The organism is Mesorhizobium sp. CA14 (assembly GCF_020165195.1).
Lineage (GTDB): Bacteria > Pseudomonadota > Alphaproteobacteria > Rhizobiales > Rhizobiaceae > Mesorhizobium.
Genome location: NZ_JAIUHR010000036.1, coordinates 26,177 through 47,502, shown reverse-complemented (window position 1 = coordinate 47,502; position 21,326 = coordinate 26,177). Strand labels below are relative to the sequence as shown.

Here is a 21,326-nt window from a genome sequence, read left to right as displayed (position 1 = left end):
CACCATCCTCTGCGCCATGCTGCGCAACAATCAGGAATGGAACCCTCAACACACCTGAAAAACACAGTTGCTCATCCGTCTCGGCGCTACGCTCCGATCCACCTTCTCCCACAAGGGGAGAAGGGGGAGCCCATCTGGCCCTACACCTCGTCACCAAAACCCGCTACACACCCCGCATGAACCAGCACGCCAAGCTCCGGATCGGCCATTCGGCCTGCCCGCATGACTGTCCTTCCACCTGCGCGCTCGAAGTCGAGCTGCTAGATGACAACCGCATCGGCCGCGTGCATGGTGCCAAGGCGAACAGTTACACGGCGGGCATCGTCTGCGCCAAGGTCGCCCGCTATGCCGACCGCGTCCACCATCCCGATAGACTGCTGAAGCCGCTGGTGCGAGCCGGCGCCAAGGGCGAGGGCGCCTGGAAGGAAGCGAGCTGGGAAGCGGCGCTCGATCTCGTCGCGGAAAAATTCATCGCGGCCGAAGAGAAATACGGCTCGGAAACCGTCTGGCCCTATTTCTATGCCGGCACGATGGGGCTGGTGCAGCGCGACGGCATCGAAAGGCTGCGCCACGCCAAGAAATACTCCGGTTTCTTCGGCTCGATCTGCACCAATCTGGCCTGGACCGGCTGGATGATGGGTGTGGGCGCCTTGCGCGGCCCTGATCCGCGCGAGATGGCGAAGTCCGATTGCGTGGTGATCTGGGGCACCAATGCCGTGGTCACCCAGGTCAATGTCATGACTCACGCGATGCGGGCACGAAAGGAGCGTGGGGCGAAGATCGTCGTCATCGACATCTACGACAACGCCACGATGAAACAGGCCGATCTTGGCCTGGTGCTGAAGCCCGGTACCGACGGCGCGCTCGCCTGCGCGGTCATGCATGTGCTGTTCCGCGACGGGCTCGCCGACCGCGCCTATCTCGAGAAATACACCGACGATCCGCGCGGGCTGGAAGAGCATTTGAAGACGCGCACGCCCGAATGGGCGGCCGCCATCACGGGCTTGAGCGTCGCCGAGATCGAGGCATTCGCCCATCTCGTAGGCAAGACCAAGAAAACCTATTTCCGCCTTGGCTACGGCTTCGCCCGCCAGCGCAACGGCTCGGTCAACATGCATGCCGTCTCCTGCATCGCCGCCGTCACAGGCGCCTGGCAGTATGAGGGCGGCGGCGCCTTCCACTCCAACTCCGGCATCTTCAAGCTGAACCAGGACGTGCTGGAAGGCACCGCGATGCGCGACCCGAAGGTGCGCTATCTCGACCATTCGCGCATCGGCCCGGTGCTGACGGGTGCGGCCGACGCGCTTTATGGCGGCCCGCCGGTGACGGCGATACTGATCCAGAACACCAATCCGGCCAATGTCGCGCCGGAGCAGCGGCTGGTGAGAAAGGGTTTTCTGCGCGAAGACCTGTTCACCTGCGTGCATGAGCAGTTCATGACCGATACGGCCAAGCTCGCCGATGTCGTGCTGCCGGCGACGATGTTCCTGGAGCATGACGACATCTACAAAGGCGGCGGCAACCAGCACATCACGCTCGGCCCCAAGCTGATCGAGCCGCCGGAAGGGCCGCGCACCAACCACTATGTCAATGAGGAACTCGGCAAGCGCCTCGGGGTCGGCGACCGGCCCGGCTTCGGCCTGACCGAGCGCGAGCATATCGACATCATCCTCGGCAAGCGCGGGCTAGGCAGCTTCGACAGCCTGAAGGCTGAGAAGTGGGTGGACCTGCAGCCCGGCTTCGACGACGCGCATTTTATCAACGGCTTCGGCCATGCCGACAAGAAATTCCACTTCCGGCCCAACTGGACCGGGCAGTCGGCGCCCAACCGGCCGCCGAGAAGCATGGGCCTGTTCGGCCCGGTCGAGCGGCTGCCGGAATTCCCCGACCATGTCGAGCTGATCGAGGTCGCGGACGAGGAGCACCCGTTCCGGCTGGCGACCTCGCCGGCGCGCAACTTCCTCAATTCGAGTTTCGCCGAGACGCCGGTGTCCAAGGCTAAGGAGGGCAGGCCGGAGCTGCTGGTCCATCCGCAGGATGCGGCAGCGCTCGGCATCGAGGATGGCGGCCGCGTCGAGATCGGCAACCGGCGCGGCGACGTGGTGCTGCACGCAAAATTCTTCGATGGCGTGAAGCGCGGCGTGGTGATCGCGGAAGGCATCTGGCCGAACAGCGCGCATGAGCGCGGCGAAGGCATCAACGTGCTGACCGGCGCCGACGCGCCGGCACCCTATGGTGGCGCCGCCGTCCATGACAACAAGGTGTGGCTCAGGGCGCTTTGACCCACTTCGCGGTCTGCCATCGCTTGGTGGCTCACCAAGTGGGATCTCGGCCTTCGAGATGATCGTCCGGGACGACCTGCGATTGGCGACCAAGACTGGCGTAGGGTTCCACGTAAGCCATCTTGAGTGTATCGCCTACCAAACCGGACATGGCATTGAGCGATGCGCCGATTGCAAGCCTCGGAAAGCTTCGCCGCAACAGTTTAAGGCGTCGGACTATGATCGGGCCTGTGGTGAGGATGTCAGCCATGATGTCCTCCTGTAACGGCGACAATGGCGCTGCCTCCTACGCAGGTCCTTGGCTTGAACCTGAAGAGTCCTGTACGGCTCTGAAATTGCCTGAAGCGAAGAATCCTGAACTGTCCTGAAGTTCGCCTTCAGGGTCATCTTGGATTATCCTCCCCGCGAGGATGGTTTATGGCCAATGGATTTGGAGTTTGGGAACTATCGTTTGAGACGAGCCGAACGGCAGTTGCTGGGCCCGAAAGGGCCGGTGGAGCTTTCGGCGCGTTCCTTCGATATCCTCGCCATGTTGCTCGACAGGCCTGATGAGGTGATCGGCAAGACCGAACTCTTTGATGCGGTCTGGCCCGGTGTGGTGGTGGAAGAGAACACGCTGCAGGTCCACATTTCGGCGCTGCGAAAACTGCTGTCTGCCGAGATTATCGCAACCGTGCATGGTCGCGGCTATAAATATGCAGGCCCCAGGCCCTTCGCGGTTAAGGCAGATGCTATGGGGTCGTCCAGACCGTCCATCGCCATACTTCCCTTCAACAATATGAGCGGCGATCCGGAGCAGGATTATTTCAGCGACGGAATCACCGAGGACATCATCGCTGAGCTCGGCAAGTATAAGGAGTTTCTGGTCATCGCGCGGAACTCCTCCTTCCAGTTCCGCGGCAAGGCGCGTGAGCCGGCGGAGGTGGCAAGCAAGCTTGGGGTCCAATATGTCGTCGAAGGCAGCGTGCGGAAGATCGGCAACAGGGTACGCATCGCCGTACAGCTAACCGATGCGTCGTCGATGGCTCATATCTGGGGCGAACACTACGACCGGGAACTGGACGACATTTTCGCCATCCAGGACGAAATCACCCGGATGATTGCAGCGCGTCTCGCTCGGCAGGCCAGAACCGCGATTTCATCGCGCGCCAGAAGGCGGCCGACCAGCAACATGTCGGCCTATGAGTTTTATCTGCGGGCGCTGCAACTGGCCGCCGTCTATGACACCGTGCTCGAAGCGGAACCATTTCTGCGCCAGGCGGTAAAGCTCGATGCGCAGTTTGCTGCTGCCCATGCCATGCTCAGCTTTGTGGAGTCGATCAAGTACTATTGGGACTACAACAATCCCGGCCATTTGCACTCCGGACTGGCGATCGCAAGAACGGCGTTGGACCTTGATCCCGACGAGGCCTATGGGCATCTCGCCAGCGGCTTCGCTCATTTGTACCTGCGCCAATTCAAGCAGGCTGAGTTCAGCCTTGACCGGGCCGTCGCGCTCAATCCGAACGATCCGTTCATTCTTAGTATCCGCGCTATTTTCCTCAATCACACCGGCAGACCGGAGGAGGGGCTTGATGAGATAGCCGAAGCCCAGCGCCGCGACCCATACGCGGTGGGATGGTATGACGACTTCCGTGGCGTCCTGCTGACGACGGCCGGACGATATCGCGACGCGGCTGCCTGCTACGCGAAAATGGCGACTGTAACACCGTGGTCGCTCATTCGTCTCGTCATCTGCCATTCCGAACTCGGCGAAATCAGGCAAGCGCAAGACGTGCTGGCAAAGGTAGAAGCCCATTATCGTGGACTAAGCCTCGACCAGATCATCGACACCGAAGTGGATTTCTATCAGGATGCCGCCGTATGCAGTCGTTATCGCGCGATCCTGCAACGCGTTGCCGAGGCGCGATAGCTCCATCGCGTCCCGTAGCTCACAGGCTTGCTACTTCGCTGCCGGTGATTCCAGCATCTTGATCGCGGCCGCCTTCACATTTGCGTACGGTTTCCCTTGTTTCGCCCAATGTCGTGGCGCCATTGTCGTTTGAATCAATTTGCCAAGGCGGCGTGCTAGCTAGAGGATTGTTCCGACTGGAGCTTTCGACAGGGATCGCCATGCCGCAGCCGCTCAAGATCGCCATCGCCGGCGCGCTCGGCCGCATGGGCCGGCAGATGGCCGAGTCAGTCGCTGCCGATCCTCGGCTGGAACTCGTCGCCCGCTTCCATCGGCCGGGCAGCACGGGAGAGGGGCTGGTCGAGCGCGACGAAGCGCTGGCGCTTGCCGATGTGGTCGTCGACTTCACCACGCCTGCGGCTTCTGCCGAACTGGCAACGGCCTGCGCCGCACGCGGCGGTCCGGCACTGGTGATCGGCTCGACAGGTTTTGACGTCGCTGAGCTGGAAGCCATAGCGGAAGCCGCAAAGAAGATCGCCATCGTGCGCTCCGGCAGCTATTCGCTCGGGCTGAACCTGCTGACCGGCCTGGTCGAGCAAGCGGCGAGGGCGCTTGGGCCTGATGACTGCGACATCGAAATCTTCGAAGCACATCACCGCTTCAAGGTCGACGCGCCGTCGGGCACGGCGCTGATGTTGGGCGAAGCGGTTGCGCGAGGACGTGGCGTCAGGCCGGACGATGTGGCGAAGCGTGCCCGCGACGGCGTCACCGGCCCGCGCTCCGCCGGCGAGATCGGCTTTGCTGTGCTGCGCGGCGGCAGCATCGTCGGCGAGCATAGCGTCAGCTTCCTGAGCGACGGCGAGAGGCTCACGCTTTCGCATGTCGCCGGCGACCGCTCGATGTTCGCCCGCGGCGCCGTCGCGGCGGCGCTCTGGGTCGCCGGCCGCCCGCCTGGGGAATATGGCATGCGCGATGTGCTTGGTTTTGCCACTACGTGATTGGAATTTCACCGGATTCGTTTCAAAACCGCTGAAAGCCAGCTGAAAGCTTGGCCGTGCCATGACAGTTTCGTGGCGTTCGCCACGCAACCGGCTGGGAGTGGCCGGTAAGGAGGAAATGCGGCGCGCCGCGCCGCCAGGTGGAGGAAGTTACGTGACCGGTTTCATCTCAAAATGCGCCCTTCGTTCCGCGCTGCTGGCGGTTGCCACGGTTGCCGCTGGTGCAACGACGGCTTCGGCCGCCGACAAGATCTCGATCATGGTGGGCGGCTATGAAAAACAGATCTACCTGCCAGCGAAGCTCGCCGAGGCGCTCGGCTATTTCAAGGATGAAGGCCTCGACGTCGAGCTGCTCAACGAACCTGCCGGCGTGGACGCCGAGAACGAGATGCTGGCGGGTGCCGTGCAGGGCGTGGTCGGCTTCTACGATCATTGCATCGACCTGCAGGCCAAGGGCAAGTTCGTGGAATCCATCGTCCAGTTCAGCCAGGCGCCGGGCGAGGTCGAGCTGGTGTCCTCCAAGCACCCCGAGATCAAGTCGCCGGCCGACTTCAAGGGCATGAGCCTCGGCGTCACGGGTCTCGGCTCCTCAACCAACTTCCTGACCGAGTATCTTGCGGTCAAGAACGGCTTGAAGCTCGGCGAGTTCACCTCGGTGCCGGTCGGCGCGGGCAATACTTTCATCGCCGCCATGCAACAGGACAAGATCCAGGCCGGCATGACGACCGAGCCGACGATCACGCGCTTGCTCAAGACCGGCGAGGCCAAGGTGTTGATCGACATGCGCACGATCGAAGGCACCAAGGCGGCTCTCGGCGGCACCTATCCGGCCGCCTCGCTCTATATGCAGACCGAATGGGTCGAAGCGCATAAGGACGAGACGCAGAAGCTTGCCAATGCTTTCGTCAAGACACTGAAATTCATCAGCACCCACAGCGGCGCCGAGATCGCCGAAAAGATGCCGAAGGATTACTATGTCGGCGACAAGGAGGGCTATGTGAAGGCCCTTGATGCCGGCAAGGCGATGTTCACTCCCGATGGCGTGATGCCCGAGGGCGGTCCCGAGACGGTGCTCACCGTGCTGTCGGCCTTCAAGAAGGAACTGCAGGGCAAGCAGATCGACCTTTCGAAGACCTACACCACGGAATTCGTCAAGAACGTGAAGTAGCCGATACCGTCGGCGCGATGTCCAATCGGACATCGCGCCTGTATCAGCCCTATTAGTGTGTCCGGCGATGCGCCTGCGTGGCGATCGTACGGCCTTGGAGTATTTCACCATGGCAGTCGAAAGACCCGCTCCGGCGATCGAGCTGATCAATGTCAGCCGTCGCTTCCTCTCCCCCACCGGCAAGTCGCTGACGGCGCTCCGCGATTTCACCATGACGGTCGAACGCGGCGAGTTCGTCGCCGTCGTCGGGCCGACCGGCTGCGGCAAGTCGACGACGCTCAATCTCGTGACCGGGCTCGCCAGCCCGAGCGCCGGCGAGGTTCGTGTCATGGGCGCGCCGGTCAAGGGCATCGATCCGCGCATCGGCTTCGTGTTCCAGACCGACGCGCTTTTCCCATGGCGCACGGTGATCGAGAACGTCATGGCCGGACCGCTATTTCGCGGCAAGTCGAAGGCGCAGGCCGAGGCATCGGCGCGCGACTGGCTGGCGCGCGTCGGCCTTGCCCGCTTCGCGCAGCATTATCCGCACCAGCTTTCCGGCGGCATGCGCAAGCGCGTGGCGCTCGCCCAGACCTTCATCAACGGCCCCGAGATACTGCTGATGGACGAACCGTTCTCGGCCCTCGACGTGCAGACCCGCGTGCTGATGCATGAGGAACTGCTGCGTCTATGGTCGGAGGCGAAGGCGTCGGTGGTGTTCGTCACCCACGACCTCGAGGAGGCGATCGCGCTGGCCGACAAGGTCTATGTGCTCACCGCCGGGCCGGCGACGGTGAAATCCGTCTACACGATCGACCTGCCGCGCCCGCGTGTCGTCGCCGACATACGTTACGAGCAGAGCTTCATCGATTATTCGCGCACCATCTGGGCCGACCTCAAGGAAGAGGTCGAGACCAGCTACGCCCGCGCGGCGGCCTGAGGAGGGCGAGATGACAGACGCCACCGTCAACATCACCACCGCCAGCTTCCGGCCCGGCACCTCGGACGCCGAGATCGAGGCGGCCGCCGCGAAGGCCGCCGCCCGTCGCCGCCGCACCGTCACGTTCTGGCGGCTGGGTATCCTGATAGCCTTCCTCAGCTTGTGGGAAATCGCCGGCCGCATGGCCTGGATCGACCCCTTCTTCTACGCCATGCCGAGCACGATCGCCGGCCGGCTGTATGAGTGGATCACGGAAGGCACCTCGGAAGGTCCGCTCTGGTACCATCTCTATGTCACCATGGAGGAGTCGGTGCTGGGGTTCGTCACCGGCTCGATTGCCGGCATCGTCATCGGCGTCGCGCTCGGCCGCAACCGCATGGCCGCCGACATCTTCTCGGTCTATATCAAGGTGATCAACTCGATCCCGCGCGTGGTGCTGGCGCCGATCTTCATCATGATCCTCGGCCTCGGGCTTGCCTCCAAGGTGGCGCTGGCCTTCGTCATGGTGTTCTTCGTCGTCTTCCACAACGCCTTCCAGGGCGTGCGTGAGGCCGACCGGGCGATGATCGCCAATGCCCGCATCCTCGGCGCCTCCGATTGGCAGCTGACGCGCTCTGTCATCGTGCCGTCGGCAATGAGTTGGATCTTCGCCAGCCTGCATGTCAGCTTCGGCTTCGCCATCATCGGCGCCATTGTCGGCGAGTTCGTCGGTTCGCGCTTCGGCATTGGCCTGTTGATCAACATCGCCAAGGGCTCGTTCGACGCCGCCGGCATGTATGCAGCGATCGTCATCGTAATGGTCGTGGCGCTCGGCGCCGAGTATCTGATGACGCTGGTCGAGAGCCGGTTGGCGAAGTGGCGGCCGCAGCCTTTGCACGAGACGCAGTAGGCAAGATAATGCTTCGCCGGCGGCCGCCCTTCAGGAGCCGGCCAGCGGCAGCCGAACCTCGACCTTCAGCCCACCCATGGCGGCGTCGCCCAGCGTGACGCCGCCGCCGGCATTCTCGACCACCTCGCGCACGATGGCCAGGCCGAGCCCGCTGCCTTCCTCCGTAGATCCAGCAATGCGATAGAACCGCTCGAAGACATGCTCGCGCTCTTCCGCTGGAATGCCGGGACCGTCATCGGTGACGCTGAGCGCCGCCTCGCCATCGACGGCGGCGAGCTTGACCGTCACGCTCCCGCCGGCTTTGGAGTGGCGCAGCGCGTTGTCGACCAGGTTGACGATCATCTCTCGCAGCATCGTGCCGTCGCCGATCACAGGCACCGGCCCGCTCTCCTCGAGGCCGAGGTCGATGTTGCGTTCGATCGCTTTCGGCGCTTGGCTTTCCAGCACCTGGCGGGCGGCGTCGGTCAGGTCGATACGGTCGGCGCGCGGCCGGCGACTGCCGGGCTCGGCACGCGAGAGCGTAAGAAGTTGCTCGGCGAGGCGTGCCAGCTTGCCGGAGCTTGCCTGCAACGCTATCAGCGCCTCCTGTCGCCGGTCGGTCGCGGTTTCTCGCAGGGCATAGCTTGCCTGTGTCGACAACAGCGCCAGCGGCGTGCGCAGCTGGTGCGCGGCATTGGCGATGAAGCGGCGCTGCGCCGCCATCTGCGCCCTCACGCGCTCCATATAGGCGTTGAGCGCCTCGATCAGCGGCCGGATCTCGCTTTGTGCGCCCGCGACCTCGACCGGCTCGAGATCGTTGCGCCGTCGCGAGCGCACAGCGTCGCGCAGCCGAATCAGCGGCGCCAGCCCTCGGCGCAGGCCAAGCAGCACAAACACGCCGGCAATCGCCACCAGCGCCAGCTGCTGGCCGAAGGCGCTCAACCACAGACGCCTCACCATCGCGTCATGCCCCCCGAGCGTCACGCCGACTGTGACCGTGATCGGCGAATCCGCGCCGGCGCCGATTACAGTATGGCTTAGCGTTGCGAGCCGCAGACGGTGATCGCGAAAGCCGGTCTCGATGCTGCCGCGGTTTGTCGCCTTCGGCAGGTCGGGATAGCCGGTAAGCAGCCGTCCGCCCGCGGTCTCGACATGGTAGTAGACCCGGTCACGGTCGCCGGTATCGAACATTTCGATTGCCGCCGGCGGGATGGTGGCGTCGAGCACGCCGTCCTTCACCGCGACCTGCTCGGCGATGGCGCGCGCCGACGCCATCAACATCCGGTCGGCAACCAGATCGGCAGTCGCGAGCGCATTGCCGTGGCTGGTCCACAAATTGATGGCGGTGAGCCCCGCCAGCGGCAGCACCACCCATGCCAGCAATTGCAGGCGAAGGCTGCTGATCCGGAGCCTGCCAATCCTCATGGCGCCGGATCGTCGTGGCGCAGGAGGTAGCCGAGGCCGCGCAAGGTGGCGATCTGGACGCGCGAGCCCTCGAGCTTCTTGCGCAGGCGGTGCACATAGATCTCGATGGCGCTGGGATCGGCGTCGGTCTCGAAGTCGTAGATCGCGGCCGACAGCGCCGTCTTGCTCACCGTGCGGCCGGCTTTGACGACGAGTTGTTCCAGCACAGCGTGCTCGCGCGGCGTCAGCGTCAGCGTAGCGCCGGCAAGCGAGAACAGGCGGGTGTTGGTGTCGAAGACAAGGTCGCCGCAGGCAATGACCGGCGCGGTGCGATCGTTGGCGCGGCGCAGCTGCACGCGGATGCGTGCCTCCAGCTCCTCGATCTGGAAGGGTTTCGCCAGATAGTCGTCGGCGCCTTCGTTGAGGCCCTTGACCCGGCCGTCGAGGCTGGCATTGGCGGTGAGCACGATCACCGGCACCGGGTTGCCGCGCGCCCGCAGCCTTTTCAACACCTCCATGCCGCCCATGCGGGGCAGGGCAAGGTCGAGGATGATCAAGGCATGGTCGCCGGCGGCCAAAGCATGTTCGACATCCTCGCCATCATGCACGACGTCGACCACATAGCTCGCCTGGCGCAGCGTCTTGCTCAGCCAATCGGCCAGTTCGCGATTGTCCTCGACAAGCAGCAGCCGCATCGTTGGTCGCTATTTTCTCCCAATGGCATCGACCGCTGCCAAAGGGCAGGCGGCGTCCGAATTGGTTCCCGAGGCAACCGATAGTATCGATCCGCGCGCAAGGCAAACGTGGTTTCTCGGCGGTCGACATCCCGGTCGTGGTGCCTGCCGAGCCATCTGTTCGGTCTTGCAAGCGATAAAACCGAACCGTTCGGTTCAATCAATGTTGACGGTTCGTATAGTTGGGGTGAACACCGGGCACCCTTGCTCGGATGCCGCGTCGCGCCACGATCGCCGTAACCGATTGATATCAAAGGATAAGAATGTGGCCGATGCGTCGTTCACTCAGTTTCAAGATCGAACCGAACGGTTCGGTTCACAACTTTTCGTGATTGGAAATGGCAACAAGGCCGACCCATTTCGGGGTAGTCCGAGCGACGCGAATTTCCATTACGGCACGCCACTAGACGGACACGACTTTGAAATCTGGAGTATCTAAAATGAACAAGATTGCTTTTGCCGCCGCTGCTTTCCTCATTGCCACGGGCAGCGCTTTCGCCGGCAGTGACCATTACGGTTCCGACAACGTCAACCAGCCGGCCGTGACCGCTCCGGCGGGCAAGGTCGACGACACCGTCACGGGTTCGATCCGCAAGTTCGAGCAACGCGACCTTCACATCAAGCCGGCTCAGAACCAGCCGGAATCCGGCCAGGGCATCTGGGGCCGCTAAGCGGTCCCTCCCTGACCAATGTCAACCAACAACTTTGAATCTGGAGTACCTCAAATGACCAAGATCGCTCTTACCGCCGCTGCTCTTCTCGTTGCCACCGGTGCCGCTTTTGCCGGCTCGGACAACTACGGCTCGGCCAATGCCAACCAGCCGGCCGCTTCGGTCGACAACTCGATCACCGCTTCCACGAACAACTCGGACGCGGACGTACAGAAGCCTGTCGTCACGGGCGCTGACCACAACTTGTTCGGCAACCGCTAATCGGTTCGCGTGGCGAACCTTCGAACCAACAAACTTGAATTTTGGAGTAACTCAAATGACCAAGATCGCTCTTACCGCTGCCGCCCTGCTTGTCGCCACTGGCGCCGCTTTCGCCGGCTCGGACAACTACGGTTCGGCCAATGCCAACCAGCCGGCCGCTTCGGTCGACACCTCGCTCACCGCTTCGGTCAAGAAGTCGGATGCGGATGCCCAGAAGCCGGTCGTCCAGGGTGCCAATCACGACCTGTTCGGCAACCACTAAACGGTTCTGTCCTCGACAGACCTCAAAGCGGCGGGCTTGTCCCGCCGCTTTGCTTTTGTGCCGCCGGCCAGCCGGTGGGCCGGCTTTCATGGTGGTTGATCAAGCATTCATCACGAAGCGGTGATGCCTGTAACGACGCCTTGGGCGTCTTCGAAGTGGGAGCAAGGGCCGATAAACGGGGCCGATGCCAGGAAATTCAAGTGAGTGGAACGAGCGGGCGGCACCCGGGCGGTGCGCGGGACTGTGCCGATCCACCCGGTCATCGGATCGTCAATCGCGCCCGATCAAACAGCGCAACCCAGAACCAGGAGTATTTGAAATGACCAAGAGCGCACTTATCGCCGTCACCCTTTTCGCTGCCACCGGTGCCGCCTTCGCCGGCTCGGATAATTACAGAGCGGCCAATGCCAACCAGCCGGCTGTCACCATCGACCGGACTGTGACGACCTCGATCGCGAAGTCGGACGCGGATGTCCAAAGGCCGGTGGTGCAGGGCACCGATCACAATCTGTTCGGCAACCACTGATCCGGCCCGGAAAAAAGCAGGCGGCGGGCTTGTCCCGCCGCTCTGTTTTCTGCAGCCGGCTACGGCCGGTTTGAAATCGCATCACAAGTATTTGTCATCACAAGTAATTGTAATCGTTTGTCTTTTTCTGAGCGAAGTCCGATCCGCCACTGCCATGGCCGCTGAAAAGCGAACGCGCCGGGAATAAACCCAGGCCGCCGCTGGTCTTTTCGGCAGCGGGGCCATCCTCCCAGGGCCACCGCCGATGAAACGACACCAAACAAGGAAATCGAACATGACCAGGATTGCATTCGTCGCGGCCGCCATACTTGCCGCCGCCATGGCCACCGCATCGGCCGGTAGCGATCACTACGGCGCTGATGGCGTGAACCAAGCCGCCGTCGTTGGCTCCGACACCAGCGTCACGGCTTCGATCCCGAAGCACAAGACAGTCAAGGCGGCCCCGAAGGTCGATACCGAGATGAAGACCGGTGCGACCGGCGCTGCGGACTGGCCTGGTCCGCCATCGGACAATTGGGGCAATTGACCCCGTCTCTGAAAATATTGAAGGCGGCGGGCTTGCCCGCCGCCTTGCTTATAGATTGGCAGGCTTGGCTCTACGTCAAATCCTTCGGCCTCACGCAATGCGTCAGCCGCGCATCGTGGAAGTCGAGATTTGCCCAATCCTCGTCCAGCGTGAGCCGGGCAAGTGCCGCCGTCGGAAACTTCGCTTCGATTTTCTTGAACACGCCGTGATCCGATCCGGCGCCCGCCAGCCGAAGCGCAAAGTGCTGCAGGCCGGGATTGTGGCCTATCACCAGCACACTCGTAGCTTTGACTTGCCGCACGCGCGCCAGGATGGCCGCCGGCGTCGCCTCATAGAGCTCCTCCGCGAACTCCGCCTGCACATGCTTAGGCAGTTCCTGGGCGACCAGCCTCCAGGTGTCGCGTGTGCGCAGGGCCGGCGAGACCAGCGCCAGATCCGGCAACCAGCCGCGTCGCGCAAGCTCTCGCCCCATCAACGGCGCCGTCTTCAAGCCGCGCGGGGCCAGCGGCCGGTCGAAATCCTCAAGCTTGGGATCGTCCCGGCTCGACTTGGCGTGGCGAAGCAGAAGCAGTTGTCTCATCGGCATTGTTCAGGACCAGGGGAACTAGCGAGGAGAGCGCGAGCCTTCTCCTTGGCTGCTCCGATATCAAAATCAACGAATGGGCTGCTCGCCAGCCCGTTCATCCAAGCTTTACGCAGCCGATCCGTTTCGGTTTGGCTCAGGGGCTGGTCCAGCAATTTCGGGTTAACCGCCATGCTGCTACTTCCGGCTAAGGCCTCTACGGCGTGATCCGCGCCAGCTGTTCGAGATCGGTCTCCTCGCGCAGCGGGTCCGGCGCCATCACCACCGAGGTGGCGTTTTCGGCATCGTCGGCGAAATGAGCAAACACGGTGTGGCCCTTTTCCATGCGCGCCTTGCCTTCGGCGACCAAACCCAGCGCCAGCGGATAGAGCCGGTGCTCAACCTTCAGCACCCGAGCCGCCAGCGTGTCTTCATTGTCCCCAACCATCACCGGCACTGCAGCCTGCGCGATCACCGGGCCGTCATCCATTTCGGGCGTGACGAAATGCACCGAGCAGCCGTGGATGCGAACGCCCGCGCGCAATGCCCGCGCATGCGTGTCCAGCCCCTTGAAGGCCGGCAGCAGGGCAGGGTGGATGTTGACCATGCGCCCCTGCCATTTTTCGACCAGGCCGCGGCCGAGAATGCGCATATAGCCGGCCAAGGCGACGATGTCCGCGCCGAAGCCCGTGAGCGCGGCGTCGAGCGCGGCGTCATAGGCGTCCTTGCTCGGATGATCGGCGCGCTGGATGACCTTGGTGGCGATGCCGCGCGACTGGGCAATACCGAGCCCGGCTGCGTTGGCGCGGTCGGAAATGACGCCGACGATTTCCGCCGGATAGGTTGGATCGGCGGCGGCCGCGATCAGCGCTGTCATGTTGGAGCCGCGCCCCGAGATCAGGACGACCGTGCGTTTCCTGCTCATAGGCCGATCGAGCCCCTGTAGATGACGCCGGCGTCGCGGCGCGGCACGATGCGGCCGATCGGCGTCACCGTCTCGCCGGCTTCCTGCAGCACCGCCGCGACCTGCGCCGCCTGGCCGGAGGCGACCGCGAGGATCATGCCGATGCCGCAATTGAAGGTGCGCATCATCTCTTCCGGCGCGACCCCGCCGGTCTTGGCCAGCCACGAGAACACCGGCGGCACGTCGATTGCCTCGAGGTCGAGCTCGGCGGAAAAATCCTTGGGCAAAACGCGCGGGATGTTTTCCGGGAAACCGCCGCCGGTGATGTGGGCCAGCGCCTTGATGCCATGCGTGTTGCGGATCGCCTTAAGGATCGACTTCACATAGATGCGCGTCGGCTCGAGCAGCGCCTCGGCGAGGCTGAGTTCTTCGTTGAACGGCGCCGGATCGCTCCAGCCGAGGCCGCTCGCGGCGACGATCCGGCGCACCAGCGAAAAGCCGTTGGAGTGCAGGCCGGACGAAGCAAGGCCGAGCAGCACGTCGCCCTCTACAATATCGTCGGTCGGCAGCAGTTGCCCGCGCTCGGCCGCACCCACCGCGAAGCCCGCAAGGTCATAGTCCTTGTCGTGATACATGCCGGGCATCTCGGCGGTCTCGCCGCCAATCAGCGCGCAGCCGGCCTGCCGGCAGCCCTGCGCGATGCCGCCGACGATCGACGCGCCCTGCTCGGGGTCGAGTTTGCCTGTGGCGAAATAGTCGAGGAAGAACAAAGGCTCCGCGCCCTGCACGACGATGTCGTTGACGCACATCGCGACGAGGTCGATGCCGATCGTGTCGTGCTTGCCGGAATCGACGGCGATCTTGAGCTTGGTGCCGACGCCGTCATTGGCGGCGACCAGCACCGGATCGGTGAAGCCGGCGGCCTTCAGGTCGAACAGCCCGCCGAAGCCGCCGATCTCGCCATCGGCGCCCGGCCGGCGCGTGGCGCGCACCAGCGGCTTGATCTTCTCGACCATCAGATTGCCGGCATCGATATCGACACCCGCCTCGGCATAGGTGAGCCCGTTCTTGCGCTTGGCCTTATCGCCCTTGCTCATCGTCGGCTCGTCCCTGTTTGTCATTGCGGGCTCTTCGCATGAATGGTTTCGGGGAGCAAGGCGCGAGCGCTAATCTCCCCCCTTGTGGGCCCTCGAGGGGGAGATGCCCGGCAGGGCAGAGGGGGGTGTGAAGGAATACCTGCGTCGATAATGGTTCTGCCGACACGGCGAAAGAAAAACTCCGAGATGCCGAGGGACAGCACCCCCCTCTGCCTTGCCAGGCATCTCCCCCGCAAGGGGGGAGATCGGCAGCTTCAGCGCCGCTTCTCCCTTGCCCAATTTACGTATCTCCATCATCTATTCTCCAACAAAAATCACGACGGGACATCACGTGACCCTTCCCAACATGATCACGATCATGCGGCTGCTGCTCGTGCCTGCCGTGGTGCTGGCCATGCTGCAGTCGCTTTGGGGCTGGGCCTTCGCCGGATTCCTCGTCGCCGGCATTTCCGATGGTGTCGACGGCTTCATCGCGCGTCGCTGGAACCAGTCCTCCCGCCTCGGCGCCTATCTCGATCCGGTCGCCGACAAGCTCCTGCTGGTCTCGGTCTTCGTCGTCATGGGCTTTGCCGGCGAACTGCCGCTCTGGCTGGTGGTAACCATGGTCTCGCGCGACGGGCTGATCGTCTGCGCCGTGCTCTTGTCCAGCGTGATGAGCCATCCGGTCGAGGTGAAGCCGCTCCTCGTATCGAAGGCCAACACCGCGGCGCAGATCGTGCTGGCGGCGGTTGTGCTGGGCGAACTCGCCTTTTCGGTGCAGCTGGGCCCGCTGCGAACCGCGCTCATATTGCTGACCGGGGTCTTGACCGTGGCTTCGGCCGCAGCCTATCTCGTGGCTTGGCTAAGGCATATGAGCGGCTATGGCGAAGGCTCCCGAACGAGCAACTCCCAGACCGGCGACATCAAGTCGGGCATCGGCAAGTCGGGCGGCTCCAGCACGGACGCCTGAGAATGACGGCGCGGTGATCGCCGCTGACGACGGCTCGGGCGGGCTTCGCCGTCAGGTCTTCTTCTGGCTGGCGACGGCGGTCCTGCTGGCTCTGTTCCTCTATGTCTTCTCAGGCATCCTCCTGCCGTTCGTGGCCGGCATGGTGCTCGCCTATTTCCTCGACCCGGTTGCCGACTGGCTGCAGCGGCTCGGCCTGTCGCGTCTTATGGCGACGGTGGTGATCCTGATCGCCTTCATCGTCGTCGTGGTGCTGGCCTTCGTCATCCTGGTGCCGGTGCTGGCCACGCAGATGGCGGATTTCGCGCGCAAGCTGCCGGAATATCTCACCCGCCTGCAATCGCTCATCACCAGCTTCGACCCGAAATGGCTGGAGCAGCGCTTTGGCGTTAACGCCGCAGGATTGCGCGACGGGCTGAATTCGCTGCTCACCAGCGGCTTCGGACTGCTTACCACCGTCTTCACCTCGATCTGGAGCTCGGGCGTGGCGCTGGTTTCGGTGGTCAGCCTGTTCGTCGTCACCCCGGTCGTCGCCTTCTACATGCTGCTCGACTGGGACCGCATGGTGGCCGTCGTCGACAGCTGGGTGCCGCGCGACTATGTCGAGACGGTCAGAGCACTCGCCCGCGAGATCAACACCGCCACTGCCGGCTTCGTGCGCGGGCAGGGCACGCTCTGCCTGGTGCTCGGCGCCATGTACGCCACGGGACTGACGCTGACCGGCTTGAACTTCGCCATTCTCATCGGCTTCTTCGCCGGGCTGATCTCCTTCATTCCCTATGTCGGCTCGCTGACCGGGCTGGTGCTCGCCGTCGGCGTCGCCTTCGTCCAGTTCTGGCCGGACTGGACGATGATCTTGCTTGTCGCCTGCGTGTTCTTCGTCGGCCAGTTCATCGAGGGCAACATCCTGCAGCCCCGGCTGGTCGGAAAGAGCGTCGGCCTGCACCCGGTATGGCTGATGTTCGCGCTGTTTGCCTTCGGCGCGCTGTTCGGCTTCGTTGGCCTTTTGATTGCCGTGCCGGCCTCGGCGGCGATCGCCGTGCTGGTGCGCTTCGCCATCGGCCGCTATCTCGAATCGCCGCTTTACAAGGGCAACGGCACTCAGCCTGCGCCGCCATTGCCGGCCGATCGCGGCGGCGGCCACCGCTCGACTCGGGGCTGAAATGGCTGCCCAGCCAGCAGATTCACCGCGCCAGCTGCCGCTCGATCTCGGCCACGGCACCGGCTATTCGCGCGACGAGCTCGTCGTCTCGGGTACCAATGCGCAAGCGGCATCGCTGATCGACCGCTGGCCGGACTGGCCGTCGCCGGTGGTCGTGCTGGCCGGACCGCCCGGCTCCGGCAAGACGCATCTCGCTCGCATCTGGCAGGATAGGGCGAACGCCGTCAGCGTTGATCCCGGCCGGATTGGCGAGCACATTGCCGGTGTCGGCAGCAGGCCGGTGCTCGTCGACGACATCGACAAGGCGGCGATCGACGAGCCGGGCCTGTTCCACCTAATCAACGCCGTGCGCGGCGCGGGCTCGACGCTGCTGCTCACCGCGCGGCGTTTTCCCTCGGCCTGGCGCGTCGCGCTGCCGGACCTCGTTTCGCGATTGAAGGCGGCGGCGACGATCGAGATCCACGAGCCCGACGACCTGCTGCTCGCCGGCGTGCTCACAAAGCTCTTCGCCGACCGTCAGGTAGAGGTCGAGCCGCATGTGGTGCAATATCTGGTGCGCCGCATCGAGCGCTCGCTCGGCACCGCCATGCACGTCGTCGAACGCCTCGACCGCGCCGCGCTCGAACGCAAGACGCCGATCACCCGCGCTTTGGCTGCCGAGACGGTCAGCGCCATGGACGAAGGGCAGGGCGAGTTCGATATCTAGCCATCGAGAGGGGGTAGGCGGTTACGCCCAAAGCTCGGCAAGATGGCGGGCCAAAAGACAGACTCCGGTGTGCGCCGAGACATAGCCGGTGGCGACAAGGCAGAAGAACATCAGCCCGGCGGGCCGCGACCGCGCGACGCCGCCCTGTCTCTTGCTCGGCCGATTGTTCCAAACCCACAGGGCAGCACACAGAACTGCCCAGACCACCATGACCGGAACCGCGAAGCCGTAATAGACTAAATAGGCTGGGCCGATCAGCGACAGCACCGCCTCGACAACAGGTATGGAAATTCCCCAAAGTTTAGACCGGCGACGAAGTTGGAAGCGAGGGACTATTGGAGCCCACGGCAGGCGTTTACGTGTTCAATCGTGGACCATGCTCCTTAGCCGTCCCGTTTCGGAACAATCCTTTCAGGCATGTCTCTTGCGACGCAGCCGTCGCCGGTTGATCCCGGTCCCGGTCGCGTTCCAGATCGGGTTGTAGGCTCGCCGGGCTCGAGGTGTTGGGGTTCTCGCCCGGCGGGTTTACCGTTCCTCCGAGGTGCGGCGTGTCGAAAGTGCGGCGTTGAGCTAGACCATCAAATGGTCTAATTTAATGGGCCAAATCGTGGTCCATTAGAGGTTGTCATGCAGATATCCGTGACAGACGCCAAGGGGCAATTGACCGAACTGGTGAGGCGGGCCGAGGCTGGAGATGAGATTATCCTGACCCGCCACGGTCACGCGGCCGTGCGTCTCGTCCCGGTACGGTCCGTGCCGGACCGGAAGCACCGCCGGAGCCTGCTGCAGGCCGTCCGGGCCTCCGGCGCGGCGAAAGCCAGTGCCGGCCCGCCTGCGGCACGCAGCCAGGATTTCCTCTATGACGATGACGGCCTGCCGGAATGATCGCGGTCGATGCCTCGGCCTTGATGGCCATCGCCCTCGACGAGCCGGCGGCGGACGCCTGTATCGCTGCGCTCGAAACGGAAGACGAACTTCTGATATCGGCCGGAACCGTAGCCGAGCTCCTTATTGTCGCCGCACGACGCGGCGTGGCTGAGGAGGTGCAATCCCTGCTCGACGGGCTCGGCTTCGAGATTACGCCGGTCACGGAAGGCGCGGCTCGGCGCGTTGCCGAGGCTTACGCGCGATGGGGCAAAGGCATGCACGCCGCGGCGCTCAACTTCGGCGACTGCTTTGCTTATGAGGTGGCAAAGGACCGGGCCTGCCGGCTTCTCTATGTCGGCGAGGATTTCTCCAAAACCGATGTCGAGGGCGCGATTTGAGCGATCCGGAAATGGCTAGGGCCGGTTCTCCCTGAGCCTGTCCCGCAGCCGGCGTAATTGCCGCCGCCACCACGGCTTCGGCTTGCGCGGGACCAGGACCTTCTTGCCGTCGATGACGGCGTCATCCACCCAGTCGTGCACCTGCATGCACCAACTGGCCGAGATGCGAACAAGCAGCGGCAACGGATCCTCGCCCGTGATCCGCTACCAGAAATCAAGCGGCGCGGGGATCGGCACACTGACGCTGGCTTCGGCAAGCGCGGCTTCGCTCGCGCCGCGCCAGAGGCAGATTGCGCTCTGCGCCGTAAATCCCAGTCCCGCTAGCGCATCGAGCAGCAAGCTTCCGCCACCGATGGCGAAAGCCGCATTGATGGGGTCGCTTATGAGGGGAGACCACAAGTCTCGCGGCACCCATGTCAGCCGCCGCCTGGCGACATCCACGACGACGATGACGTCGGTGTTGGCGTCCCAATTGTCCCTGTCGAGGATCGCCACGACCACGGCTGTCACGATACGTGCCCCTCCGGCAGGGCTCACGGGGCCGCGCCGCCGGCCTGGGTTTTTTTGGGGAAGAGGCGATGGTCGGAGTGGCGTGATTCGAACACGCGACCCCCTGATCCCAAATCAGGTGCGCTACCAGGCTGCGCTACACTCCGACGTCCCGCGGCGTATAGGGGGCGGGCGCCCGGAAGGCAACACAAAAACGGCAGGCCCGACCCGGATCGATGCCGCAGTGTGAAGAGCGCCAGCCCTCGGTTTCGACGACGGTGCCCGGATCGCCACGGTGACCCGCAAGGCGTGGCTGCAAGCGGCGCTTGAAGGCCTTGCCGCCTCCGCCGATGCCTTCGCGGCCTTTATGCAAAATAACCGATCAGCTCTGGCGCTTCAGGCCGGCGATTTTCCTGGCGATCGCCGTGGCCTGGATTCTTGCATTGGCAAAGCAGCCGCGAATGCTCGGGCGCATGCCGGTGAACCAGAGTCCGGGCAGCTTCGGATCGTTCGCGGCGCCATTGAACAGCGGCACGCCCTTGGCGTCGAGCACGCCGAGTCGGCCCAGCATCGTCTCCAGCCCGGTACGGTAGCCCGTGGCGGCAATGACGATGTCGGGCGCGATCGTCTGGCCGTCCTCCAGCATGACGCCGTCGCGCCTGAATTCGCGCAGTTGCGGCACCACGATGATGCGCCCGGCCTTGATAGCGTCGACCGCGCCGTCGTCGGCGGCGATCGCCGCATAGTCGGAGCCGAGCCGGCTGGCGCCGCCCGCCGGGGCAGGGGGCAGGCCGTATTTGGTCAAGTCGCCGAACACCAGGCGCTGCGTTGCCGCCATCACCGCGTCCGCGAGCCTTGTCGGCAGGCTGGCCATGAGCGGCGATATGCGGTGCACGGCGATCTTGCCGATGCGTTTGGGCAGCAGCGAAGGTCCGTTGCGCGCCGCAAGCCACATCTGGCCCGTCTCGACGTGGGAAAGATGGTTGAGCGCGTCGAAGCCTGAATTGCCGGCGCCGACCACCAGCACCTTCTTGCCGGCATAGTCGCTCGCCTTGCCGAACTCGGCCGAGTGGATGATCGATCCGGAAAAATCCTCCATGCCCTTCCAGGCCGGAATGAAGGGTTGCCGGTCGCGTCCGGTGGCGATCACCACATACCGTGCCGCCTTCAGGCCCGCGCTTGTCCGCAGCAGCCAGTGGTCGCCACGGAATTCGATTTCCTCGACCTTGACACCGAAGGCGATCGGCAGGCGGTGCGTTTCGGCGAAATCATTGAGATGACGGATGACGGCGCTGCGATGCGGAAAAGCCGGCGTTCCTGCCGGATAGGAAACGCCGGGCAATGAGGAGAGGTCGCGATGCGTGTTGAGATGCAGATTGTCGTGGCGGCGATGCCAGGGCTCGGCCAGCCGCGGCTCGCGTTCCAGGATTTGCACCGTCACGCCGGCCCTGGCCAGCGCATGCGCGGCGGCAAGCCCCGCGGCGCCCGCGCCGATGACAATCGCTCCGTCCAGTATCGCTGGCTCGCCGACCCCCGACGGCAAGGCTTTCGCTTCCGCGCCCATTCGTGTCTTTATCGCCGTCATCATGCCTTCAAGTGGCATGATCCTGTATCTGACATATGCCGCCCACCCGCCAAAAGGAATAGGTGGCTGTTGCAAAAACCTCCGGCATTGTGTCGCGGAT

At 63.8% G+C, this 21,326-nt stretch carries 26 protein-coding genes and 1 tRNA gene; 16 read left to right on the top strand and 11 right to left on the bottom strand.

Going from position 1 to position 21,326, the window contains the following annotated elements; all coding sequences use genetic code 11:
- The first annotated feature begins 176 nt into the window (after positions 1 to 176).
- On the top strand, positions 177 to 2,282 hold the full coding sequence (locus LB565_RS27100; RefSeq protein ID WP_224589156.1) for a molybdopterin-dependent oxidoreductase: 2,106 nt from the start codon (positions 177 to 179) through the stop codon (positions 2,280 to 2,282).
- A gap of 31 nt (positions 2,283 to 2,313) precedes the next feature.
- Here the strand turns inward: LB565_RS27100 and LB565_RS27095 are convergent, their stop codons facing one another.
- Positions 2,314 to 2,532, bottom strand: coding sequence for a hypothetical protein (locus tag LB565_RS27095; protein ID WP_224589155.1), 219 nt, complete (start codon positions 2,530 to 2,532; stop codon positions 2,314 to 2,316).
- Between the two features lie 174 nt (positions 2,533 to 2,706).
- On the opposite strand from LB565_RS27095, the gene LB565_RS27090 reads away from it, so the two are divergent.
- The 5 genes from LB565_RS27090 (at position 2,707) to LB565_RS27070 (ending at position 8,147) form a co-directional block, all read left to right on the top strand.
- Positions 2,707 to 4,194 (top strand): winged helix-turn-helix domain-containing tetratricopeptide repeat protein, encoded by a 1,488-nt coding sequence (locus tag LB565_RS27090; protein WP_224589154.1) that lies wholly within the window; start codon positions 2,707 to 2,709, stop codon positions 4,192 to 4,194.
- A 200-nt stretch (positions 4,195 to 4,394) separates the two neighbouring features.
- Entirely contained in the window at positions 4,395 to 5,171 is a 777-nt protein-coding gene (gene dapB / locus LB565_RS27085; RefSeq protein ID WP_224589153.1) for a 4-hydroxy-tetrahydrodipicolinate reductase, read from the top strand.
- Between the two features lie 166 nt (positions 5,172 to 5,337).
- Positions 5,338 to 6,339: an ABC transporter substrate-binding protein gene (locus tag LB565_RS27080; protein WP_411970697.1), complete on the top strand. Its 1,002-nt coding sequence runs from the start codon at positions 5,338 to 5,340 to the stop codon at positions 6,337 to 6,339.
- 109 nt (positions 6,340 to 6,448) lie between these two features.
- A complete protein-coding gene (locus tag LB565_RS27075; RefSeq protein ID WP_224589152.1) occupies positions 6,449 to 7,258 on the top strand; it encodes an ABC transporter ATP-binding protein in 810 nt (269 codons plus the stop codon).
- Between the two features lie 10 nt (positions 7,259 to 7,268).
- Complete coding sequence (locus tag LB565_RS27070; RefSeq protein ID WP_224589151.1) at positions 7,269 to 8,147, top strand: ABC transporter permease; 879 nt, start codon at positions 7,269 to 7,271, stop codon at positions 8,145 to 8,147.
- Between the two features lie 30 nt (positions 8,148 to 8,177).
- On the opposite strand, the gene LB565_RS27065 is transcribed toward LB565_RS27070, so the two are convergent.
- On the bottom strand, positions 8,178 to 9,551 hold the full coding sequence (locus LB565_RS27065) for a sensor histidine kinase (RefSeq protein WP_224589150.1): 1,374 nt from the start codon (positions 9,549 to 9,551) through the stop codon (positions 8,178 to 8,180).
- Positions 9,548 to 10,225: a response regulator gene (locus LB565_RS27060; protein WP_224513097.1), complete on the bottom strand. Its 678-nt coding sequence runs from the start codon at positions 10,223 to 10,225 to the stop codon at positions 9,548 to 9,550. The genes LB565_RS27065 and LB565_RS27060 overlap by 4 nt, the downstream gene beginning before the upstream one ends.
- A 479-nt stretch (positions 10,226 to 10,704) precedes the next feature.
- Between LB565_RS27060 and LB565_RS27055 the strand changes: the two genes are divergently transcribed.
- The 5 genes from LB565_RS27055 to LB565_RS27035 all read left to right on the top strand — a co-directional run bounded on the left by LB565_RS27055 (position 10,705) and on the right by LB565_RS27035 (position 12,510).
- The gene (locus LB565_RS27055; RefSeq protein WP_224589149.1) at positions 10,705 to 10,935 is read left to right on the top strand and encodes a DUF680 domain-containing protein; all 231 of its coding nucleotides are present in this window, start codon (positions 10,705 to 10,707) and stop codon (positions 10,933 to 10,935) included.
- Positions 10,936 to 10,989: 54 nt separating this feature from the next.
- Positions 10,990 to 11,196, top strand: coding sequence for a DUF680 domain-containing protein (locus LB565_RS27050; protein WP_224589148.1), 207 nt, complete (start codon positions 10,990 to 10,992; stop codon positions 11,194 to 11,196).
- Between the two features lie 55 nt (positions 11,197 to 11,251).
- Positions 11,252 to 11,458, top strand: coding sequence for a DUF680 domain-containing protein (locus LB565_RS27045; RefSeq protein WP_224513101.1), 207 nt, complete (start codon positions 11,252 to 11,254; stop codon positions 11,456 to 11,458).
- Positions 11,459 to 11,777: 319 nt separating this feature from the next.
- Complete coding sequence (locus LB565_RS27040; protein ID WP_224589147.1) at positions 11,778 to 11,984, top strand: DUF680 domain-containing protein; 207 nt, start codon at positions 11,778 to 11,780, stop codon at positions 11,982 to 11,984.
- Between the two features lie 274 nt (positions 11,985 to 12,258).
- Complete coding sequence (locus tag LB565_RS27035) at positions 12,259 to 12,510, top strand: DUF680 domain-containing protein (protein WP_224589146.1); 252 nt, start codon at positions 12,259 to 12,261, stop codon at positions 12,508 to 12,510.
- Positions 12,511 to 12,580: 70 nt separating this feature from the next.
- Here the strand turns inward: LB565_RS27035 and LB565_RS27030 are convergent, their stop codons facing one another.
- The 3 genes from LB565_RS27030 to purM all read right to left on the bottom strand — a co-directional run bounded on the left by LB565_RS27030 (position 12,581) and on the right by purM (position 15,073).
- Positions 12,581 to 13,090: a SixA phosphatase family protein gene (locus LB565_RS27030; RefSeq protein WP_224589145.1), complete on the bottom strand. Its 510-nt coding sequence runs from the start codon at positions 13,088 to 13,090 to the stop codon at positions 12,581 to 12,583.
- A 199-nt stretch (positions 13,091 to 13,289) separates the two neighbouring features.
- Complete coding sequence (purN, locus tag LB565_RS27025; protein ID WP_224589144.1) at positions 13,290 to 13,997, bottom strand: phosphoribosylglycinamide formyltransferase; 708 nt, start codon at positions 13,995 to 13,997, stop codon at positions 13,290 to 13,292.
- Positions 13,994 to 15,073, bottom strand: coding sequence for a phosphoribosylformylglycinamidine cyclo-ligase (purM, locus tag LB565_RS27020; protein ID WP_224589159.1), 1,080 nt, complete (start codon positions 15,071 to 15,073; stop codon positions 13,994 to 13,996). The genes purN and purM overlap by 4 nt, the downstream gene beginning before the upstream one ends.
- A 331-nt stretch (positions 15,074 to 15,404) precedes the next feature.
- Between purM and LB565_RS27015 the strand changes: the two genes are divergently transcribed.
- Genes LB565_RS27015 through hdaA form a run of 3 tightly spaced genes read left to right on the top strand, consistent with a single transcriptional unit; the run spans position 15,405 to position 17,887 of the window.
- A complete protein-coding gene (locus LB565_RS27015) occupies positions 15,405 to 16,022 on the top strand; it encodes a CDP-alcohol phosphatidyltransferase family protein (RefSeq protein ID WP_224589143.1) in 618 nt (205 codons plus the stop codon).
- A complete protein-coding gene (locus tag LB565_RS27010) occupies positions 15,934 to 17,181 on the top strand; it encodes an AI-2E family transporter (protein WP_411970696.1) in 1,248 nt (415 codons plus the stop codon). Before LB565_RS27015 ends, LB565_RS27010 begins: the two co-directional genes overlap by 89 nt.
- Position 17,182: 1 nt before the next feature.
- Positions 17,183 to 17,887, top strand: coding sequence for a DnaA regulatory inactivator HdaA (gene hdaA, locus LB565_RS27005; protein ID WP_224589141.1), 705 nt, complete (start codon positions 17,183 to 17,185; stop codon positions 17,885 to 17,887).
- Positions 17,888 to 17,908: 21 nt separating this feature from the next.
- On the opposite strand, the gene LB565_RS27000 is transcribed toward hdaA, so the two are convergent.
- Positions 17,909 to 18,154, bottom strand: a complete 246-nt coding sequence (locus LB565_RS27000) for a hypothetical protein (protein ID WP_224589140.1) — start codon at positions 18,152 to 18,154, stop codon at positions 17,909 to 17,911.
- A 360-nt stretch (positions 18,155 to 18,514) separates the two neighbouring features.
- Here LB565_RS27000 and LB565_RS26995 point away from each other — a divergent pair, with 360 nt between their 5' ends.
- Entirely contained in the window at positions 18,515 to 18,772 is a 258-nt protein-coding gene (locus tag LB565_RS26995) for a type II toxin-antitoxin system Phd/YefM family antitoxin (protein ID WP_224589139.1), read from the top strand.
- Positions 18,769 to 19,152 (top strand): type II toxin-antitoxin system VapC family toxin, encoded by a 384-nt coding sequence (locus tag LB565_RS26990; RefSeq protein WP_224589138.1) that lies wholly within the window; start codon positions 18,769 to 18,771, stop codon positions 19,150 to 19,152. The genes LB565_RS26995 and LB565_RS26990 overlap by 4 nt, the downstream gene beginning before the upstream one ends.
- 15 nt (positions 19,153 to 19,167) lie before the next feature.
- Here the strand turns inward: LB565_RS26990 and LB565_RS26985 are convergent, their stop codons facing one another.
- The 4 genes from LB565_RS26985 to LB565_RS26970 form a co-directional block, all read right to left on the bottom strand.
- Positions 19,168 to 19,335 (bottom strand): hypothetical protein, encoded by a 168-nt coding sequence (locus LB565_RS26985; protein ID WP_224589137.1) that lies wholly within the window; start codon positions 19,333 to 19,335, stop codon positions 19,168 to 19,170.
- A 21-nt stretch (positions 19,336 to 19,356) separates the two neighbouring features.
- On the bottom strand, positions 19,357 to 19,662 hold the full coding sequence (locus LB565_RS26980) for an LCP family protein (RefSeq protein ID WP_224589136.1): 306 nt from the start codon (positions 19,660 to 19,662) through the stop codon (positions 19,357 to 19,359).
- A gap of 69 nt (positions 19,663 to 19,731) precedes the next feature.
- A tRNA-Pro gene (locus LB565_RS26975) sits at positions 19,732 to 19,808 on the bottom strand.
- A 215-nt stretch (positions 19,809 to 20,023) separates the two neighbouring features.
- Entirely contained in the window at positions 20,024 to 21,205 is a 1,182-nt protein-coding gene (locus LB565_RS26970) for a flavin-containing monooxygenase (RefSeq protein WP_224589158.1), read from the bottom strand.
- Between the last annotated feature and the right edge of the window lie 121 nt (positions 21,206 to 21,326).

Excerpts from the sequence above, each read along its gene's own strand:
- LB565_RS27055 (WP_224589149.1), top strand. The coding sequence starts at position 10,705 with ATGAACAAGATTGCTTTTGCCGCCGCTGCTTTCCTCATTGCCACGGGC.
- LB565_RS26990 (WP_224589138.1), top strand. The coding sequence starts at position 18,769 with ATGATCGCGGTCGATGCCTCGGCCTTGATGGCCATCGCCCTCGACGAG.
- LB565_RS27035 (WP_224589146.1), top strand. The coding sequence starts at position 12,259 with ATGACCAGGATTGCATTCGTCGCGGCCGCCATACTTGCCGCCGCCATG.
- LB565_RS27050 (WP_224589148.1), top strand. The coding sequence starts at position 10,990 with ATGACCAAGATCGCTCTTACCGCCGCTGCTCTTCTCGTTGCCACCGGT.
- purM (WP_224589159.1), bottom strand. The coding sequence starts at position 15,073 with ATGAGCAAGGGCGATAAGGCCAAGCGCAAGAACGGGCTCACCTATGCC.
- LB565_RS27030 (WP_224589145.1), bottom strand. The coding sequence starts at position 13,090 with ATGAGACAACTGCTTCTGCTTCGCCACGCCAAGTCGAGCCGGGACGAT.
- LB565_RS27065 (WP_224589150.1), bottom strand. The coding sequence starts at position 9,551 with ATGAGGATTGGCAGGCTCCGGATCAGCAGCCTTCGCCTGCAATTGCTG.
- LB565_RS27045 (WP_224513101.1), top strand. The coding sequence starts at position 11,252 with ATGACCAAGATCGCTCTTACCGCTGCCGCCCTGCTTGTCGCCACTGGC.
- LB565_RS27060 (WP_224513097.1), bottom strand. The coding sequence starts at position 10,225 with ATGCGGCTGCTGCTTGTCGAGGACAATCGCGAACTGGCCGATTGGCTG.
- LB565_RS27090 (WP_224589154.1), top strand. The coding sequence starts at position 2,707 with ATGGATTTGGAGTTTGGGAACTATCGTTTGAGACGAGCCGAACGGCAG.
- LB565_RS27040 (WP_224589147.1), top strand. The coding sequence starts at position 11,778 with ATGACCAAGAGCGCACTTATCGCCGTCACCCTTTTCGCTGCCACCGGT.
- LB565_RS26995 (WP_224589139.1), top strand. The coding sequence starts at position 18,515 with ATGCAGATATCCGTGACAGACGCCAAGGGGCAATTGACCGAACTGGTG.
- hdaA (WP_224589141.1), top strand. The coding sequence starts at position 17,183 with ATGGCTGCCCAGCCAGCAGATTCACCGCGCCAGCTGCCGCTCGATCTC.
- LB565_RS27095 (WP_224589155.1), bottom strand. The coding sequence starts at position 2,532 with ATGGCTGACATCCTCACCACAGGCCCGATCATAGTCCGACGCCTTAAA.
- LB565_RS27010 (WP_411970696.1), top strand. The coding sequence starts at position 15,934 with ATGGCGAAGGCTCCCGAACGAGCAACTCCCAGACCGGCGACATCAAGT.
- dapB (WP_224589153.1), top strand. The coding sequence starts at position 4,395 with ATGCCGCAGCCGCTCAAGATCGCCATCGCCGGCGCGCTCGGCCGCATG.
- LB565_RS27075 (WP_224589152.1), top strand. The coding sequence starts at position 6,449 with ATGGCAGTCGAAAGACCCGCTCCGGCGATCGAGCTGATCAATGTCAGC.
- LB565_RS27100 (WP_224589156.1), top strand. The coding sequence starts at position 177 with ATGAACCAGCACGCCAAGCTCCGGATCGGCCATTCGGCCTGCCCGCAT.
- purN (WP_224589144.1), bottom strand. The coding sequence starts at position 13,997 with ATGAGCAGGAAACGCACGGTCGTCCTGATCTCGGGGCGCGGCTCCAAC.
- LB565_RS27070 (WP_224589151.1), top strand. The coding sequence starts at position 7,269 with ATGACAGACGCCACCGTCAACATCACCACCGCCAGCTTCCGGCCCGGC.
- LB565_RS26970 (WP_224589158.1), bottom strand. The coding sequence starts at position 21,205 with ATGGGCGCGGAAGCGAAAGCCTTGCCGTCGGGGGTCGGCGAGCCAGCG.